A 16,117-nucleotide genomic window follows, 5' to 3' on the forward strand; every position below is an offset into this window, starting at 1 on the left:
TCAACCGTGAAGGTTTAAGAGATGTCCTAATTTCGTTTTTTTAGTCTGTAAATAACGAGAATTTTCTTCCACAGGGTCAATTTCAATTGGTACCCTTTCTGTTACGTGCAAATTGTATCCTTCAAGTCCCACAATCTTACGAGGGTTATTCGTGATGAGTTTCATCTGTTTTACCCCGATATCTCGGAGGATTTGTGCTCCAATTCCATATTCCCTAAGGTCAGGAGCAAATCCTAATTTTTCATTGGCTTCGACTGTATCGAGGCCTCCCTCTTGTAAGGAATATGCTTTGAGTTTATTGATGATGCCAATCCCACGGCCTTCTTGTCTCATATAAAGTAAGACACCTGTTCCTTCTTTTTCAATCATTCGAAGGGCATTATGAAGTTGAGGACCACAATCACAACGTTGCGAAGAAAAAATATCTCCCGTCAAACACTCGCTATGTACTCGAACAAGCACTGGTTTATTTGGATCGATTTCACCCTTAACAAGTGCCATATGAATTTTATCATCAATTTGAGTGGAATATGCTTTGATTTTAAAATCACCAAATTCTGTGGGAAGGTTTGCTTCCACTTCTAAGTGAATGAGTTTTTCTTTATGACGACGGTATCGAATCAGGTCTTCAATGGTATAAATATTCAGACCATGTGTTTTGGCAAATTTTTCCAAATCGGGAATTCTTGCCATCGATCCATCATCATTCATAATTTCACAAATAACACCACTTGGATAAAGACCAGCTAACTTAGACAAGTCGACTGCAGCCTCTGTATGACCAGCTCTACGTAATACACCACCGGTCACAGCCTGTAAGGGAAATAAATGTCCAGGGCGCATCAAATCATCAGGTTTAGTTTTTGGATCTAGTAAGACTTCAACTGTTTTTGCTCGATCATGTGCAGAGATTCCTGTTGTTGTTCCCTGTTTGGCATCAACAGAAACAGTAAAGGCAGTTCCATGTTTGTCACCGAGAGATAGATCATCGACCATTTTGCCAAGACCCAGGCTCTGTAACCTTTCTCTCTCCATTGGGACACAAATGAGTCCCCGTCCATGGGTCGCCATAAAGTTGATTTTGTCTTTGTCTGCAAATTGGGATGCACAGACCAAATCTCCTTCATTTTCCCTGTCTTCAGAGTCGACGAGGATGATCATTTTGCCTTGGCGGATTTCTTCGATTGCTTCTTCGATCGGACGTATCATGGGGAAAGGCCTCTATATACTAAAACTCTGAAAGCCGTTCCGAATTAAAGAAGATTCCCAAAGAAATTCATTGATTTTTCCTATTTCTTTTGTCTAAATGTTTCGATCGGAGGGAGCTTTGGAGCTAAAATTAAACACCACAGGGAAGATCAAAACGATAGAAATCGCAGGTAAGTTTGATATTGAGTCAACAGAAGAATTTGAATCGATTTTTAACAAACTCATCGAATCCAGTCCCAGTCTTGTTTCGATTGAAATGAGCCGACTTGATTACATTGACTCTTCTGGAATTGGATCTCTCATCAAAAGTCTCAATTCCTTAAAAAACAAAAAAGGAAAACTCCTCCTCGTTGGAATGAAACCCATGATCCAAAATGTTTTCAAACTGGCAAAACTAGATATGTTTTTTGAAATTCTTAGTACTTCTGATTTTCAAACGAGATACGTCGATGGGGATTCGGATGATTCTGACATCGACGATTTATTAAAAAGAAATTAATTTCCTTCCGATTCCCCTCTTTTTGCCAAATAGTTTTCGATGTATTTGGCAAGAACATCCACTTCCACGTTGAGTTTTCCATCCACTTTCCAAAACTTAGCATTTGTTTTTTGCATGGTCTCTGGAATGAGGATGAGTTGGATTTTGCCATCTACTACATCTACAACAGTTAAGCTGATTCCATCTAATGTGACAGACCCTTTTTTCACAAAAAAACGGAGAAGGTCTTTCGGGATTTCCACCCAAAACTCTTCCACTTCATTTTCAATTTGTTTTCGACTGGTAATTTTTGCGACTCCATCGACATGACCTTGGACCATATGACCACCAAACCGTTGTCCCATGGCCATAGCTCGTTCCAGATTGACAACAGACCCTTCCCCTAATCTCGATAAGTTGGTAAGTTCCAAAGATTTAAATGAAGCATAAAATTGAAAAATATTTCCCAAATTAGAAAATTTGGTAACCGTCATACAGGCACCATTGATTGCAATGGAATCACCTAATTTTAGATCGGGATTTTCCCATTCTGTAACAACTGTAAATTGAATCCCTGAATCAATGGGTTCAATTTGGATGACTTTTCCAAGAGTTTCAACAAGGCCTGTAAACATAGTTTAAATTCTCCTTTTTAGTTTCCGAATGAAAATAGAATTGGAACCAATCGAAAATTCAGAATGAATTGGTTCATTATGGTACAAAAACGGAATTCCATCGGGAATTGATTTTTCCATATTTCGTATCTCCAAAATACAATCTTCATCGGTAAGTTCATTCTCTAAAAAATTCGGGAAAAAACTTCCTGCCTCACATAACACAGTATTAATGCCAATTTTACCCAATGTTTGTAAAAACAAATTCCCATCGGATTTATTGATTGGAAATACAGGATGGAGAGAAAGGGTTTCGATTTTTGTTTTGATGGGATCTGGTAAAACATGACTCACACCAAACTCAGTATTCAGTAGGAAAAAAAGACAAAGTTTTTTTCCATACCGTTCGGTAAGTTCTTCTTGTTTTTTCCAAAACGATTCATTGGGAAGGGTTTTCGAGTCCAACACAAAGACACGGTAGGGTTGGTATTTTTCTTCTTCTAATTGGTGAGTCGCAACAGATTCTTTCCCCCACTGTGTGAGTGCAGAAAACAAATTCGTAGCAGCGTCAAAAAAAGGAATCAGACTTGTGATACGTTTGGGAATTCCAACCTTCTCAATCATAGAGTCAGTGATCCGAAAGTGTAACGATGGTTCGTCAATTTTGGTTGTATTGGGACCTACAGCCACAGCATCAAATTTCCCACGTAACATTTGCAAATATAAGTCTGAGTCTTCGCCACTGATTCTTTCTTTTTGATAATCAGAACTCGTATAATTACCTTCTTTCGAAGTGGCAACTTTGATCCATACCCATGGAGATCCAGTTTTCATTCGTTTGAGAAACCCTTGTAAAAATGGTAAGGACGTATTCGCAAGAACAGGATCCAATCGAACTTGTATTCCCTTTTTTTGATAAGAAGACCAATCTCCAGATGTTATGAGTGGATTTGGGTCCTTCCATCCCAGAAGTAATTCTTTGGGTTGGTATTCTAACACCAAATCTCGACAAGGTGGTGTTTTACCAAAATGAGTACAAGGTTCTAGACTAACTGATAGAATGGAATCAGAAAGAATTAAATTTGGTTTGGTTAAGGATCGGGTATGTTTCTTTTCAAAGAGTGAGAAAAGTTCTCGTTCCGCGTGGTTTCCACCAAATTCTTTGGTATGTGCTTTTTCTAACACATCCCCCTTTCCATTGGTAAGAACTGCTGAGACAGGGGGGTTTCCACCCGTTTTGCCCATGCCAAGAAACCCGAGTAAGGAATGTAGAGAATAAAGTTCCTTCTTTTTCCCTACATCCATCTAATTTGGGTTAAGCGAATTTTTTCTTCCTGAGCCTGTCATAAATCTCAGAAATAGGTGCTGCAATGTAAATTGAGGAATAAGTTCCAACAATTACACCAAATAATAATACAAACGCAAAGTCATATAATTCTGCTGCTCCACCAACGATAATAGCCACAACAGAAATCATTGTTGTAAACGATGTATTGATGGTTCTACCAAGTGTTTGCGCAATGGAAACATTGATTATATTGGAAAGAGCTAAATTATCTTTTCCATGTGCATTCTCACGAATCCTATCAAACACCACAATTTTATCATTAATGGAGTACCCAAGTAACGTAAGAAGTGCTGCAATGATTGGTACACTTGGTTTGATTTGCAAAAATCCAATAAGCGCAAGTGTCATCAAAATATCATGAACAAGTGCGATAGCCGATGCAAGGGCAAATTTAAACTGCGATCGTATGCTCAAATACAATAGAATGATAGCAAGTGTCGTTAAGAGTAAGGTGATTCCAACTTCTGTTAATTCACCACCCACTACGGCACCCACTTGGTCAGCAGAAAGAACTTTTTCTTTGGGAAGGTTAAACTCAAAACGTAAAAGTTGAACAAATCTGTCAATCGCTGACGTAGAAGATTCTCTTTTGTCTTCTGGGATTTCTTTGTAAAGGGTCTCGATGGTAGGAAGTGATCCTAGACCAATATCTAATTGGTAAATATTCTTTTCCTTTTCGAGTAAAATCACAACTGCTTCAATTTGTTTGGATTGGAAATAGGTTTCAAGATCCGTTCTTGTTTTGTCTTTCGGTAGTTCTACAACTGTTCGAAGTCCCCCATTAAAATCGAGGGAGTGAGCAAACCCACCGTATTTCGAAAATGTCACAACAAAACCGAATACAATTGCTAAAAAAGAAAGACTAAGAGTGAAGTATTTGTACTTCGTGAAATTGATATTACGCATGTTTACCCTCTTTTTTTCCAAAGAAAAAAGGTCTTAAGTTCAAGTGGTGAATTCCCATTCGGTTCACAGAAAGTTCCATAAACAAACGAGATAAAAATAAGGATGTGAAAAGTGTTGTTACAATTCCCCAACAAAGTGTGATCGCAAAACCTTTGATAGGTCCATTTCCAAGTCGGATCATTAGAATTCCTGCAATGAGGGTTGTAACGTTTGCATCCATAATGGTCCAGAAGGCATTTTCAAAACCCCTCGTGACAGCAATGGACAATGCCCTTCCTTCTTCGATTTCTTCCCGTATCCTTTCATAAATGATTACGTTTGCATCTACAGCCATACCAGCTGTTAAGATAATCCCCGCAATCCCAGGAAGGGTAAGAGTAAAATCCATGAGAGTTAATAGAGCCGCAAGGATGATGATATTCACAAGTAAGGAAAGATCAGCAATAAACCCACCTAACCGGTAGTAGAAGATCATATAAACCATCACTAAGAAAAATCCAATCGCAACCGCTTTTACACCGACTTCAATGGATTCAATCCCAAGAGTTGGTCCAATAAAACGCATTTCTAAAACGGAAAGAGGAATCGGAAGAGCACCTTCTGAAATCACGTTTGCCAATCGAATGGCTTCTTGTTCCGAAAAACTGCCAGAAATTTCTGCACGCCCACCCGCAATAGGATCATTGATCACTGGATTGGAGATCACTTTGTCACCCCAAACAATCGCTAGGTTACGACCTCGGTTTTCAGAAGTTAGGTCAAAAAATTTCTCAGCACCATTCGGTGTTAGAGTAAAACTTACCATCCATCCATATGAATTGGAGTTATAAGATGGTTGTGCATTGGTCATATCATTCCCAGAAAGAGCAATTTTACGTTCCAATACCACAAAACTTCTAGGGAGTAAAGTTGACTTAGCCGAATTCCCACGAGCCCACATCGCATACACTTTGTAGTCTTTTGGAATATTGTATTTTCTTTCTAGTTCTGCCAAAAACTCATCTTGGGCTTTTTTACCTGCTTTGTTTTTTACAAGTTCTTGGAATACATAAATGTCAGTTTTTTCCCTTTGTCCAAGATCCATCATTCGTCTCTCGTTTTCAGCAATTTGAGATTTGAATGTAAATGGATTTGGTTCTTCTAAGCGGTATTCAACAGTTTCCGTGTTTTGTAAAATTTCTAAAATCGCAGCAGAGTTCGAAACACCAGGAAGGGAAACCTCAATTGCATCTTGTTCTTTTTGGATCCTAACTTGTGGTTCTGTTAAGTTTTGAGTTGTGAGACGATTATCAATGATCATCTTTGCTTTTTCTAACTCAACGATCTTTCGCATCGGAGATAAATCAAAACTAGATTCAATTTCAGATAATCGATTTTTTGCTTTTTCTTTCTCTTCCGGTTTTGCCGCTTGGTTGTTCAATGTAAGATTTAATTCAGCAATTTCTTTTGCATAAAGGTCACGAAGTTTGGAAGTGTAATCCTCAAAATCCCCTTTTAATACAACTCGCATACCACCTTGTAAATCGAGACCAAGTTTGATGGACAAAGATTTTCCACCACGGATCATGTTTTCAATCCATGTTGGTTCCAATTTGTTTTTGGATTCATTCACCAGACTTTGGTTTTCTTGAGAAATTTGGTTTATTTTTGCAGATGTGATAAATCGTCCCTTTACTATATAAAAAGGATTTTCTTTAGGAGGGAGTGTTCCTTTTGGTTCGATTGTCCAACCAGAACTTTTTCCATAATCTTTTTCCCAACGATCAAAAAGCCCACTAACAAGCGTCTTTTGCTCTGCTTCAGGAAGTGAATACACATCCTCTCTTACAACCACTTTTAAAGTACGGTCGGCAAAGTTTGGGTATAAAATGGTAAAGGATACCACTAATATGAAAAACGGTAGAAGTAAGAGTCGATACGATTGCAAGTTGGTTTGCTCCTAAAAATTTTATCTTCTATATGAACGGCTGCTAGAGCCTGGACGTGCGGATCTAAGTCTATAAAAAGCAAATAGAATGATAATTCCAAGGATCATCATTGCTTTTTTGTATTTCGCAAAAAAATCAGAAAAGTTAAAGAACGATTTTCCTGAATCTTTGTTTACAGTTGATTCAGAACCGACATTCGTAACTTCAGAATTTGCTAATTTTAAGTCTGTGGCAAAACCTGGAAGGCCTGTTGGTTCCACAGAAACTTGTGGATCTAACCAATTTGCATTGGTTACAACTTCTTCCTCTTCGGTCACAAGTGGTTGTTTTTCCACTGGATTCAAAGTTTTTTCAACTACAACAGGGTTACCATTCTGATTCGACACCAAATTGTTGTTTTGTGGAAGGGTTTCGGTAGCCAGTTGGTTTTGTTTTGATTTCTTTTTGGATTTTTTCTTCTTCCCTGTTGTGGTTCCAGTCTGTGTTACAACAGTTGATTGTTTTTTGGATGTCGTTTGGACTGAATCTTCCTTGGGTTTAGTGGAAGTTTTAGGTTTATCATTCACCTTATCCAAAAAATCCAAACCCTCTTGTGATAAGAGGGAAGTTGTCAAAACGAGAAGCAGTAATAGGGAGAAGAATGATTTCATCTTATGCTTTTTTCTTGAGGATAGCGCTAGTATCAAATGTTACATTTGTATTCGCTGCCACATTCAAAACAACTGTTTCATTATTGTCTTTGAATTCTACAATTTTACCGTGAAGGCCACTGCTTGTCACAACAGTATCACCTTTCTGGAGGTTCGTGATCATTTCTTTTCTTTTTTTCTCTTCCTTTTTGTTAGGAAGGATCACAAGAAAGTACATCGCGACGAGCATGATCGGAATGATAATGAGCGACTGAAGAGAAGACTTAGCTCCTTCTTCTTGGGCAAGGATTAGGAATTGGGATGTGAGAAAATTTAAATTGAGCATAGCTATTTATCCAATGTTTACAGGCCTTATGTTAAATTCAATGTTTCACGAGTGAATCGGAGAACTTTTTTCGATAATAATGCATCTTTGGCAATCTGATAACCAGTCGGAATGTCTTTCACTTCACCGAGTAAAAATAAAGACACTCCGACGTTCAGTGCCACCATCGCCGTTCCACCCGTTGCTGCTTGTGGGTCAAGGACAGCGCGAAACAGTGCCTCTGCCCCCTCTTTGGAAGAAGAGAACACTGTATTTCGATCCAATTCACTAACCTCCAAACGGAGTTCTTTCGGATCAAAACTGAGTTCTGTTGTGGTCTTTCCATCAAAATAAGCATAATCCGTTGGTTCAAAAATGGAAAACTCATCGAGCCCATCCCTGGAATGGCAAACGAGTGCCCCTTTTGCCCCTAATTTTGCCAATATTTCCACCATCGGCAAACACAAAGAACGGTCATACACTCCCACAATTTGGTGTGTGGGGGAAAAGGGATTGGAAAGTGGCCCTATCAAATTAAAAAATGTTCGAAAACCTAGTGCTGTCCTTACGGGACCCGCATATTTCATCGCCGGGTGCCAGGATGGTGCAAACAAAAACACAAAACCAGTGCGCACAAACTCCGCTTCACATTCCCCATGAGTTCGTTCTAAGGGATAACCAAGTTTGGAAAGGATATCTGAACTTCCGGAAAGGGAAGAAACGGATCGGTTTCCATGTTTTGCCACTTTGTGGCCAAGGCTTGCCAGAGTGAGGGCCGATAAAGTGGAAACGTTGAGTGTTCCCTTTCCATCCCCACCAGTCCCACAGGTATCTAAAAAATCGAAACCAAAATTTGTTTTAGGTTTGATGGCATGATTCTGCATTGCACGAACAAATCCGTACAGTTCGTCCGTTGTTTCCCCTTTCATTTTCATGGCAGTGAGAAAGGAAGCAAGGACTGGTTCTGTCACTTTACCATCCATCACTTCATTTAAAAAGTATTCTGCATGGGTATCCACCAAATGGTGTCCAGACACCACTTGGCCGAGGATTTCCTTACTTGTGAGAGCGGTCATAAAATATCCTTTTGAGATTGGAAAAGGTTAACAATTGATAATTGGTAATGATATACCGTAGTCCTGAAATCACAGTGATAAAAGTGGTAAATAACATTCCAAAATAAGGAACAAACGAAGCAATGGAATCAAAAATATCTTTCCAACTGATACTTTCAGAGGTTTTAACCAAAGTATAAAACTCATTAGCATGCTGGGACGCCACTTCGAAAGTTGAATACCCTGCGAGTTTTCCCATGGCATAAGTTTCATTGATCATCGCCCGGCGTTTTCCAGAGATGAGCATAAAAACCACGAGAATGATGAGGATGGCTCCCATCTGGAATGCCGTTTTTACCTTTCCCATCATTGTTGTTCGCAAACTATTACCAGAACGAACCGCAATGTAACGAAGGAAGGTGATGAGCATATCCCTACCAACAATGAGGACAACCATCCAAACTTCTATGGGTTCATGGATGAATAAAAAAGTAACAAAACAACCAATGACTAAAAATTTATCAGCGAGTGGATCTAGGAATTTTCCAAACTCAGTTTGTTGGTTCCATTTTCTAGCAAGATAACCATCCACTAAATCGGTGAGTGATGCGAGTGCAAAAAGTACAAAGGCAAAAATTTGGTATTCCCATTCCTTTTGGAATAAGGCAAAGATAAAAAACGGTAATGCCAATACACGTAGTACGGTTAGTAAATTAGGGATATTGGCAATGGTTTTCCAATCTTCCACTATTCCACCCAAGTCCCTGACATATCGAGTTCATAAAAAGAATCCACTCGCACTTTACCATACTGACCAACTTTTAAATTGGAAGCATCCACATACACCACTTCATCAATTTCAGGTGCATCTTGCAAGCGACGTACAATCGCGCCTTCGTCTAACACTTCATCTACGACACATGGGTATATTTTTCCAATTCGGTTTTGGTGGATGGTTTTTAAGGTTCCAAGGTAGGCTTCCCTCACAAGGTTCACTCGGCGGGCAATTTCTTTGTCTTTCAATTGTCCCTCCATGGTGGCTCCTTTTGTACCATCTTGTGGAGAATAAGGAAAAAGATTCACCTTTTCTGGTTTTACATCTTCCACAAACCGAATGATCTCTTCGACATCTTCCATCGTTTCGCCAGGAAAACCTAAAATAAACGAAGTTCGGATTTCTAAATCAGGGCGGATGTCCCTTGCTTTTTGGAATAAGGATTTAAAGAATTCATAATCACCAGTGCGGTTCATGGATTTCAAAACGGATTTGGAAACATGTTGTAAGGGACTTTCCAAATACGGAGCAATTTTAGGAATTTCTCTGTACAAATCGAGTAACTTTTCTGTTTTTTTATCAGGGTATAAATAGAGAAGTCGTAAGATCTCAAGTCCATCCACAGCTGCCACAGAACGAACCAAATCCATGAGTTTGTCTGTGTCCTTTCCATAAAAAACTGTGTCTTGGGAAACAAGGCAGATCTCTTTGGAACCTGCTTTGACTGCAAGCCTTGTTTGTTCTAGGACATCTGTAATTTCTGTGTCTCTATATTTCCCACGTAAATTGGGAATGATACAAAAATGGCAACCACGGTTACACCCGTCTGAGATTTTTACATACGAATAAGGTTTCGAATAATTTTCGATGCCTTTTGAAGTTTTGAGTCTTTCCAGAAGGTCTTCGTTGAATTCAGTTAGGTCTTTAAAATCGAGAGGGAAATGGGAACGTAAAATTTCACCTGCTTTGTCATACTTACCTGTTCCGAAATGTAAATCCACTTCAGGAAGGTCGGCGGAAATTTCTTTTCCTGCCCTTTCTGCAAAACAACCCACCACAACTAACTTCTGTTTGTTCTTTTTCTTAATATCGATGGAATCAAGGATGGTTTGGATGGTTTCCTTAGTGGCATCTTGGATAAACGTACAAGTATTTACCAAATGGAAGTCACTGGCTTCAGGGTCAGCAGCTGGAAGGAGCCCTTCTTTGAGTAAGGACTGGTGCATGGCCATGGAATCGACAGTGTTTTTGGGACAACCAAGAGTCGTAATAAAAAACGACTTTGGTGTTTCTTCCGTTTGGTCTTTGGACTTTGGCATTATTCGCCTAACTCTCCAATGATGGACTGAGTGGAGTCATATGGATTTGCTTTGCGGATAAAGATTTTTTTCACAAGTTTGCCTGGTTTTCCAAGGACCACTCGTTCCTTTCCGTTTTGTACCATCTCCACGGCTCCACCGTCCCCTACTTTGATCTCAAGTCTGTCACGAGCTTCTAAGTGTTTTACTTCTCCCGCAGAAACAAGACCACGTTCGCCCATTTGACCATCTAACACGAACTCAACGTAACTTGGTTTCGAGAAAAATAATGTCACTTGGATCGGAACATCTCCCACAGGAGATTTCACAGCGACCCCTTCTCTTTCTTCTTTTAAGGTCACAAGGACTTTTGCCGATTTTTCAGTAACTGCTTGGGTCACCACACGGATGTCACGACGTAGCGATGCAAGCTCTTCAATTTTATAAGAAAGAATGGTTTCTTCCCCTTCCGCTGTTTGGAAAAAATACACATTTTTTTCAGGAAAAATATTAAATCCTAGGTTTGCTTTTCCATTGGAAACACCTCTGATGAACATCTTACACTGTTGGTTGTTCACACTGAAACTCACACCACGATCTTCTGTGAGGATAAAAGGCACACTTGCATTTTCAGGAACACTTTGGCTCACAAAGTTGATACCGGAAGGAATATCAGAACTACTTGTAGGCTCAACACTTTGGCTTACTTCTGTATTTTCCTCATCCATAGAAACCGAACCAGAGTCTTCAAAACTAATGTAGATGATATAAGCCGAGATCACGAACAAAAAGAGAGAAACAAGACTTATGATCTTATTACGATCTAAACTAAACGGAGTGGTTGTGGGACGAGTGAGTTCTTCGAGAGGTGCTTGTGATTCTTCGATTTGTTCCCCACGATACAAATTGAGTAACATCGCTGTATCGAGTTTTAGGTAACTTGCATAGTTCTTTAAAAAACCAAGGGCAAACGTTTCTGCTGGGAACTGAGAATAATCTTCTGTTTCTAATGCGATGATGTATTTTGCCGCAATGTTTGTTTCTTTTGCGACATCTTTCACAGAAAGTTTTTTGTCTTCTCTTGCTTCTCTTAGGATTTGACCAACACGTTTTGTATTCAAAATGAACTCCTCTTAGGTTTAGTTCTCAGAGACAAGTGGGTTGTTGACAATCTTCGCGTTCCCGCTCATATGAAAATTGAAAACACCATCTTGGATATCTTCCGAAAAATTAATGTTTGAAAATGAAATCGTTGTTACTTTGCCACGACCATCTGTTGCGACTGCTTTTTTGATGAGGTAAGATTCTGAATCCACAAAAAGTTTCATCTTTTCGAACCCACCAATTTTTTCCCTTTGGTCTAAATCGAGGACAAAGTATTTTGTAGCATCACCCATAGAACGCGGTTGTTCAATGGTATCAAATTTATAATGGTATTTACGAAAGAGACGGTTGAGTCCATCAGGACTGTTTGTGGTAAAGATGGGACCTGAGGAATTTTTACGATCGAGTGTAAGGTCTTGTTTTCCCACAGCACCTAACCGTTTGATAAAGATATGGAGAGTTTTTCCATCGGAAACAATTTCGTCCCCTTCTGGTTCGACAAAATTATAACGAATTTTTCCAGGGCGTTTGTAAAAACATTTCCCGCGCATTTGTTTTTCTTTTTTGTTGTCTTCCGTTTTGATGAGAAAATCAGCGGAATACGAATTGATTTCGCTGAAGTTTTTTTTGATCTTTTTGACAACTTCGGAAGGTGAATGCCAATTGTGAGCCGGACTTGTTTGGGCCTCCAAAGAAACTCCCAAAACAAGTAACAAAAATCCGATCCATACTTTCATAGATTCCCAGTTTTTCAGACAAACTTCTCTTGTCGATGATTTACGCTGAACGTAAGATTTCCCGAGGTTTTGCCCCGACTTGCGGAGAAACATAACCCCTCATTTCCATGAGTTCCATTAGCCTTGCCGCTTTGTTGTAACCAATCCTCATCCTACGTTGCAAATAACTGGCACTGGCTTTTTTCTCAGTCACAACAATATTCCAAGCCTCTTCGAATAATTCTTCGTCCTCGTCAGAGGCCATTTCAATATTCGTTTCATCATCCCAGTTCATCTCCACATAGGCTGGGGCCCCTTGTTTTTTGGCCTCTTCCACAATGGAATCAATTTCTTTCTCTTCAATATAAGGAGCTTGGATCCGCATGAGGTCACTCGATGTAGGCGAACGGTACAAAAAGTCCCCTTTTCCCAGGAGGGTTTCCGCCCCACTGGTATCGAGGATGGTGCGAGAATCTGTTTTTTGTGCCACCTGGAAGGCCACCCTTGCTGGGCAGTTTGCTTTGATGACCCCGGTGATCACATCCACGGATGGCCTTTGGGTTGCCATCACCAAGTGGATTCCAACCGCCCTCGCTTTTTGGGAAATCCGTTGGATCTGTTCTTCCAAATCCTTACCGGAAACCATCATAAGGTCTGCAAGCTCATCAATGAAAATCACAATGTAAGGGAGTTTTTGGAAACCTTTGGCATGGGCATATTCCTCTACTTTTTCATTAAAACTTTTAAAGTCCCTACTTTTCAATTGGGAGATCATTTGGTACCGACTCTCCATTTCTTGGATCGCCCAGGAAAGTGCCTTCGTTGCTTTTTTCGGATCGGTGATCACAGGCATGAGTAGATGAGGGATCCCTTCATAAAGAGTCATCTCCACCATCTTTGGATCGATCATAATGAACCTTACTTCTTCTGGGGAACGAGTGCAGATAAGGCTTGTGATCATCGCATTGATACTCACCGACTTACCAGATCCAGTGGTTCCTGCGACAAGTAAGTGAGGGAGTTTTGCGATATCGATCATCACAAGTTTTCCCGAAATATCCTTTCCGATACAAATGGAAAGGTCTTTTGTTTTGTGTTGGAGGATAGTGTCTTTTAAAATCTCTGATAAAAACACATCTTCTCTAACACGGTTCGGAACTTCGATTCCGATGGACGCCTTACCAGGGATAGGTGCTACAATCCGGATGTTTTTCACTTCGAGGTAAGCCCTGATCTCATCTGACAAAGACACAATTCGGTTGAGTTTGATACCATTCGGGATCGTAATTTCGTAACGAGTGATGATGGGTCCTCGTTCTTTGGTAATCACCTTGGATTCAATTCCAAAGTGACCCGTTGACTCTTCGATTTTTTTAGCGATGAGGTCAAGTTCCGAATCATTTTTTAGAATATTGGCAACAGGGACTTGGTGGGACGCAAGCAGTCTTGGAGAAATATAATATTTCCCTTTTTTCAATTTTGGTTTTGGCACCATCGAACCAAACATCAGTTCTTGTTCGGTTTTAGTTTCCTTCGGAGGTTGTTTTTTCTTACCAAAATTTCCCGCACTCAAATTGGAAGGAACAAGAGGTGAAGATTCCTCGACAACCAAGGTTTCTAACGTTTCTTCTTCCAATTCTCCTTCGGAAAGAGAAAATGATGGTTCCGAATCACCTGTTTCATCCCATTCTTCTGTTTCTAAACCCGTTTCTTCTACAAGAGACAATCGAACCGATTCAGGAATCGGAATGGTAAGAGATTGAGTTTTGTTCTCTCGGGTAGAAAGATTTTCGTCATCCTCTTCCAATGACTCAGACTCTTCCCAATGTCCACTAGCTTCCATCGATTCATGAGTCTCGTCTTCATCCCAATTGCCCTCTTCCGTGTTTTCATCAAAATGAGAAACACCAAACCCGACGTCTCGAGTTTCGTTTTTTCCGAATCGACTTGTATTGGTCAGAGGTAACTGGTCCCCGAATCCATGTCTCATTGGTTCTAATTTGGGAAGTTCTAAACCTTCGAGTGAAATTTCCTTGTCCAATTTTGGTTTCCATTTTGCTTCTGGGAACTGGAAGAGGATTTTGGATTCACGTATGGCTTCTAAATTTTGGGTGTCAGGAGAATTAATTTCTTCAATCTCACTTAACTCCCGTTTATCGACAACATGTAACTTTGGTTGTGATTTCAGATTACGATTTGATTCGGTGTGTTGTGTTGGCCTTTGTTTTTGGAAACGAAAAACATTTCCTGACGCATCAAAAAATCCTTCAAACAGTTTGGCATTCTGGAAAACCACTGTTTGCGATTTTGGTTTTTCTTTGGATGGGTGTGTTAACGAATTTTGGAATGAGTGATTGTCCTCTTCCATAGTACGAGAGGAAGGAGGAAAATCATTCTGGAAACGATATCCCTTTCCTGTTTCATTTGCCACGACATTCCAAAAATGACGAGCGAGGTCATCTTTTGATTCCCCTTCTGTTTGGATTTGAAACCAATCCTTTTGTCTCACTTCGTTCACAGGGGCACGGCGTGTGGAGACCGCCGATTCCATAAAGGAAGGAAGTTTAAAATGTGGCAAATCTCGCCTTCCTCCCATTAGGTGGTAGAGTTTTTCAGAAACGGAATGGATGGTAGAAAATGTATAAGACCAAGCCCCGTCTTCTAACCAAATCACAGCAAAGTACAAATACAGAAAAAAGACAACAAGCACTCGACCTGTTTCCCCAAATAGATAGGAAAAGATCCAAGAAAAAAATTGGCCAAGGATACCTCCACTATCACCCACATGTCCCATGGGCGTTTCGAGAAGGTTCAAACTCACCGTTGTGGCAATGAGGAAAATGGGAAAAAATAAAGCCTTACTTAAGGCATCAAAGTCGGGGTTCCGTAACGAAAGGACACCTAAGAGTAATACAAACCCAGCGAGTAAAAAGGAAGTTTTTCCGAGTAGGTAAAAAAGGGTAAGAGCAATGTAATGCCCGAGCCTTCCAAACCAATTAAAAAGTGATCCATCCTCTCCTTCTTGGAAGGAAAAAAGGGATAACAGTAAAAATACTCCAGAAAATACAAATAAATACGGGAGGAAATCCTTTCTAGGCAAAGTCCATCCCCATACGGATTTTTTAGGGTCCATACGGGAAATATCGGACGGTTTCGAGACATAGACAGAAAAAATTTGGAAGCCAATACGGCTTTCCTTTCTGTCAGGATTTACCCTTTGAAGTTCGTAAAATTGGCGTCAAAATTGAAATTTGCATTGCGAATGGCTGCCATCACCTCTTGCAAATCGTCCTTTTTTTTACCTACCACACGCACCGAATCCCCTTGGATGGTCGCCTGGACTTTTAATTTTTGGTCTTTGATAAGGGTTGTGATTTGTTTCGTTTGTTCTTTGTCCAAACCGTTTTGGATTTTCACCTTCATCCGAACCGTTTGCCCTGTGGCGGGTTCCACTTTGGAATCAAAATCGAAGGCTTTCAGACTGATGCCACGTTTTGCCATTTTGGTAGTAAGGACATCAATCACTTGCTTCAATTTGATTTCGTTTTCCGAAGTCAAAACCAATTGGTCATCTGTGATTTTGATTTCGGAATTGGATCCTTTAAAATCAAAACGAGTTTGGATCTCGTTCATCGCTTGCGAAACAGCATTTTGTAATTCGGGGCGATCGAGTTTTGATACAATGTCAAAGGAAGGGTCTTGAGCCATTTGGATTCTCCTATTCTGTTTCCT

At 40.0% G+C, this 16,117-nt stretch carries 15 protein-coding genes; 1 reads left to right on the top strand and 14 read right to left on the bottom strand.

All coding sequences use genetic code 11. The features are described 5' to 3' along the window. On the bottom strand, positions 1-1,209 hold the full coding sequence (locus tag CH354_RS10300) for a bifunctional 3,4-dihydroxy-2-butanone-4-phosphate synthase/GTP cyclohydrolase II (protein WP_100716704.1): 1,209 nt from the start codon (positions 1,207-1,209) through the stop codon (positions 1-3). Between the two features lie 118 nt (positions 1,210-1,327). Between CH354_RS10300 and CH354_RS10305 the strand changes: the two genes are divergently transcribed. Continuing rightward, positions 1,328-1,708, top strand: a complete 381-nt coding sequence (locus CH354_RS10305) for an STAS domain-containing protein (RefSeq protein ID WP_100716778.1) — start codon at positions 1,328-1,330, stop codon at positions 1,706-1,708. Here CH354_RS10305 and CH354_RS10310 read toward each other — a convergent pair. The 13 genes from CH354_RS10310 to CH354_RS10370 all read right to left on the bottom strand — a co-directional run bounded on the left by CH354_RS10310 (position 1,705) and on the right by CH354_RS10370 (position 16,093). Beyond that, positions 1,705-2,322 carry a riboflavin synthase gene (locus tag CH354_RS10310; protein WP_100716703.1) on the bottom strand — a complete coding sequence of 206 codons (618 nt, stop codon included), beginning with the start codon at positions 2,320-2,322 and terminating at the stop codon, positions 1,705-1,707. The genes CH354_RS10305 and CH354_RS10310 overlap by 4 nt on opposite strands. A 3-nt stretch (positions 2,323-2,325) precedes the next feature. Beyond that, positions 2,326-3,546, bottom strand: coding sequence for a dihydrofolate reductase family protein (locus CH354_RS10315; RefSeq protein ID WP_338092383.1), 1,221 nt, complete (start codon positions 3,544-3,546; stop codon positions 2,326-2,328). A gap of 70 nt (positions 3,547-3,616) precedes the next feature. Then, positions 3,617-4,555: a protein translocase subunit SecF gene (secF, locus tag CH354_RS10320; protein ID WP_100726582.1), complete on the bottom strand. Its 939-nt coding sequence runs from the start codon at positions 4,553-4,555 to the stop codon at positions 3,617-3,619. Further along, on the bottom strand, positions 4,548-6,482 hold the full coding sequence (gene secD / locus CH354_RS10325) for a protein translocase subunit SecD (RefSeq protein ID WP_100726581.1): 1,935 nt from the start codon (positions 6,480-6,482) through the stop codon (positions 4,548-4,550). The genes secF and secD overlap by 8 nt, the downstream gene beginning before the upstream one ends. Positions 6,483-6,503: 21 nt before the next feature. Next, a complete protein-coding gene (locus CH354_RS10330) occupies positions 6,504-7,133 on the bottom strand; it encodes an SRP-less Sec system protein (RefSeq protein ID WP_100716699.1) in 630 nt (209 codons plus the stop codon). A 1-nt stretch (position 7,134) separates the two neighbouring features. Further along, a complete protein-coding gene (gene yajC / locus CH354_RS10335; protein ID WP_100716698.1) occupies positions 7,135-7,458 on the bottom strand; it encodes a preprotein translocase subunit YajC in 324 nt (107 codons plus the stop codon). A gap of 26 nt (positions 7,459-7,484) precedes the next feature. After that, positions 7,485-8,513 (bottom strand): anthranilate phosphoribosyltransferase, encoded by a 1,029-nt coding sequence (gene trpD, locus CH354_RS10340; protein WP_100726580.1) that lies wholly within the window; start codon positions 8,511-8,513, stop codon positions 7,485-7,487. Next, entirely contained in the window at positions 8,494-9,240 is a 747-nt protein-coding gene (gene pgsA, locus CH354_RS10345; protein WP_100716696.1) for a CDP-diacylglycerol--glycerol-3-phosphate 3-phosphatidyltransferase, read from the bottom strand. The genes trpD and pgsA overlap by 20 nt, the downstream gene beginning before the upstream one ends. Continuing rightward, a complete protein-coding gene (locus CH354_RS10350; RefSeq protein WP_100726579.1) occupies positions 9,240-10,586 on the bottom strand; it encodes a MiaB/RimO family radical SAM methylthiotransferase in 1,347 nt (448 codons plus the stop codon). The genes pgsA and CH354_RS10350 overlap by 1 nt, the downstream gene beginning before the upstream one ends. Beyond that, positions 10,586-11,686, bottom strand: a complete 1,101-nt coding sequence (locus tag CH354_RS10355) for a helix-turn-helix domain-containing protein (RefSeq protein WP_100716694.1) — start codon at positions 11,684-11,686, stop codon at positions 10,586-10,588. Before CH354_RS10355 ends, CH354_RS10350 begins: the two co-directional genes overlap by 1 nt. 18 nt (positions 11,687-11,704) lie before the next feature. After that, positions 11,705-12,406, bottom strand: coding sequence for a LolA family protein (locus tag CH354_RS10360; RefSeq protein WP_100716693.1), 702 nt, complete (start codon positions 12,404-12,406; stop codon positions 11,705-11,707). A 40-nt stretch (positions 12,407-12,446) separates the two neighbouring features. Then, positions 12,447-15,518, bottom strand: coding sequence for a DNA translocase FtsK (locus tag CH354_RS10365; protein WP_100726578.1), 3,072 nt, complete (start codon positions 15,516-15,518; stop codon positions 12,447-12,449). A gap of 77 nt (positions 15,519-15,595) precedes the next feature. Beyond that, the gene (locus CH354_RS10370; RefSeq protein ID WP_100726577.1) at positions 15,596-16,093 is read right to left on the bottom strand and encodes a YajQ family cyclic di-GMP-binding protein; all 498 of its coding nucleotides are present in this window, start codon (positions 16,091-16,093) and stop codon (positions 15,596-15,598) included. Positions 16,094-16,117: the final 24 nt, after the last annotated feature.

It is taken from the genome of Leptospira levettii (assembly GCF_002812085.1).
Taxonomy (GTDB): Bacteria; Spirochaetota; Leptospiria; order Leptospirales; family Leptospiraceae; genus Leptospira_A; species Leptospira_A levettii.

What these genes read in the sequence shown, in the direction of transcription:
- CH354_RS10330 (WP_100716699.1), bottom strand. Translation starts at nt 7,133, where the DNA reads ATGAAATCATTCTTCTCCCTATTACTGCTTCTCGTTTTGACAACTTCC.
- trpD (WP_100726580.1), bottom strand. Translation starts at nt 8,513, where the DNA reads ATGACCGCTCTCACAAGTAAGGAAATCCTCGGCCAAGTGGTGTCTGGA.
- CH354_RS10370 (WP_100726577.1), bottom strand. Translation starts at nt 16,093, where the DNA reads ATGGCTCAAGACCCTTCCTTTGACATTGTATCAAAACTCGATCGCCCC.
- CH354_RS10315 (WP_338092383.1), bottom strand. Translation starts at nt 3,546, where the DNA reads ATGGGCAAAACGGGTGGAAACCCCCCTGTCTCAGCAGTTCTTACCAAT.
- CH354_RS10365 (WP_100726578.1), bottom strand. Translation starts at nt 15,518, where the DNA reads ATGGACCCTAAAAAATCCGTATGGGGATGGACTTTGCCTAGAAAGGAT.
- CH354_RS10310 (WP_100716703.1), bottom strand. Translation starts at nt 2,322, where the DNA reads ATGTTTACAGGCCTTGTTGAAACTCTTGGAAAAGTCATCCAAATTGAA.
- yajC (WP_100716698.1), bottom strand. Translation starts at nt 7,458, where the DNA reads ATGCTCAATTTAAATTTTCTCACATCCCAATTCCTAATCCTTGCCCAA.
- CH354_RS10350 (WP_100726579.1), bottom strand. Translation starts at nt 10,586, where the DNA reads ATGCCAAAGTCCAAAGACCAAACGGAAGAAACACCAAAGTCGTTTTTT.
- CH354_RS10360 (WP_100716693.1), bottom strand. Translation starts at nt 12,406, where the DNA reads ATGAAAGTATGGATCGGATTTTTGTTACTTGTTTTGGGAGTTTCTTTG.
- secF (WP_100726582.1), bottom strand. Translation starts at nt 4,555, where the DNA reads ATGCGTAATATCAATTTCACGAAGTACAAATACTTCACTCTTAGTCTT.
- CH354_RS10300 (WP_100716704.1), bottom strand. Translation starts at nt 1,209, where the DNA reads ATGATACGTCCGATCGAAGAAGCAATCGAAGAAATCCGCCAAGGCAAA.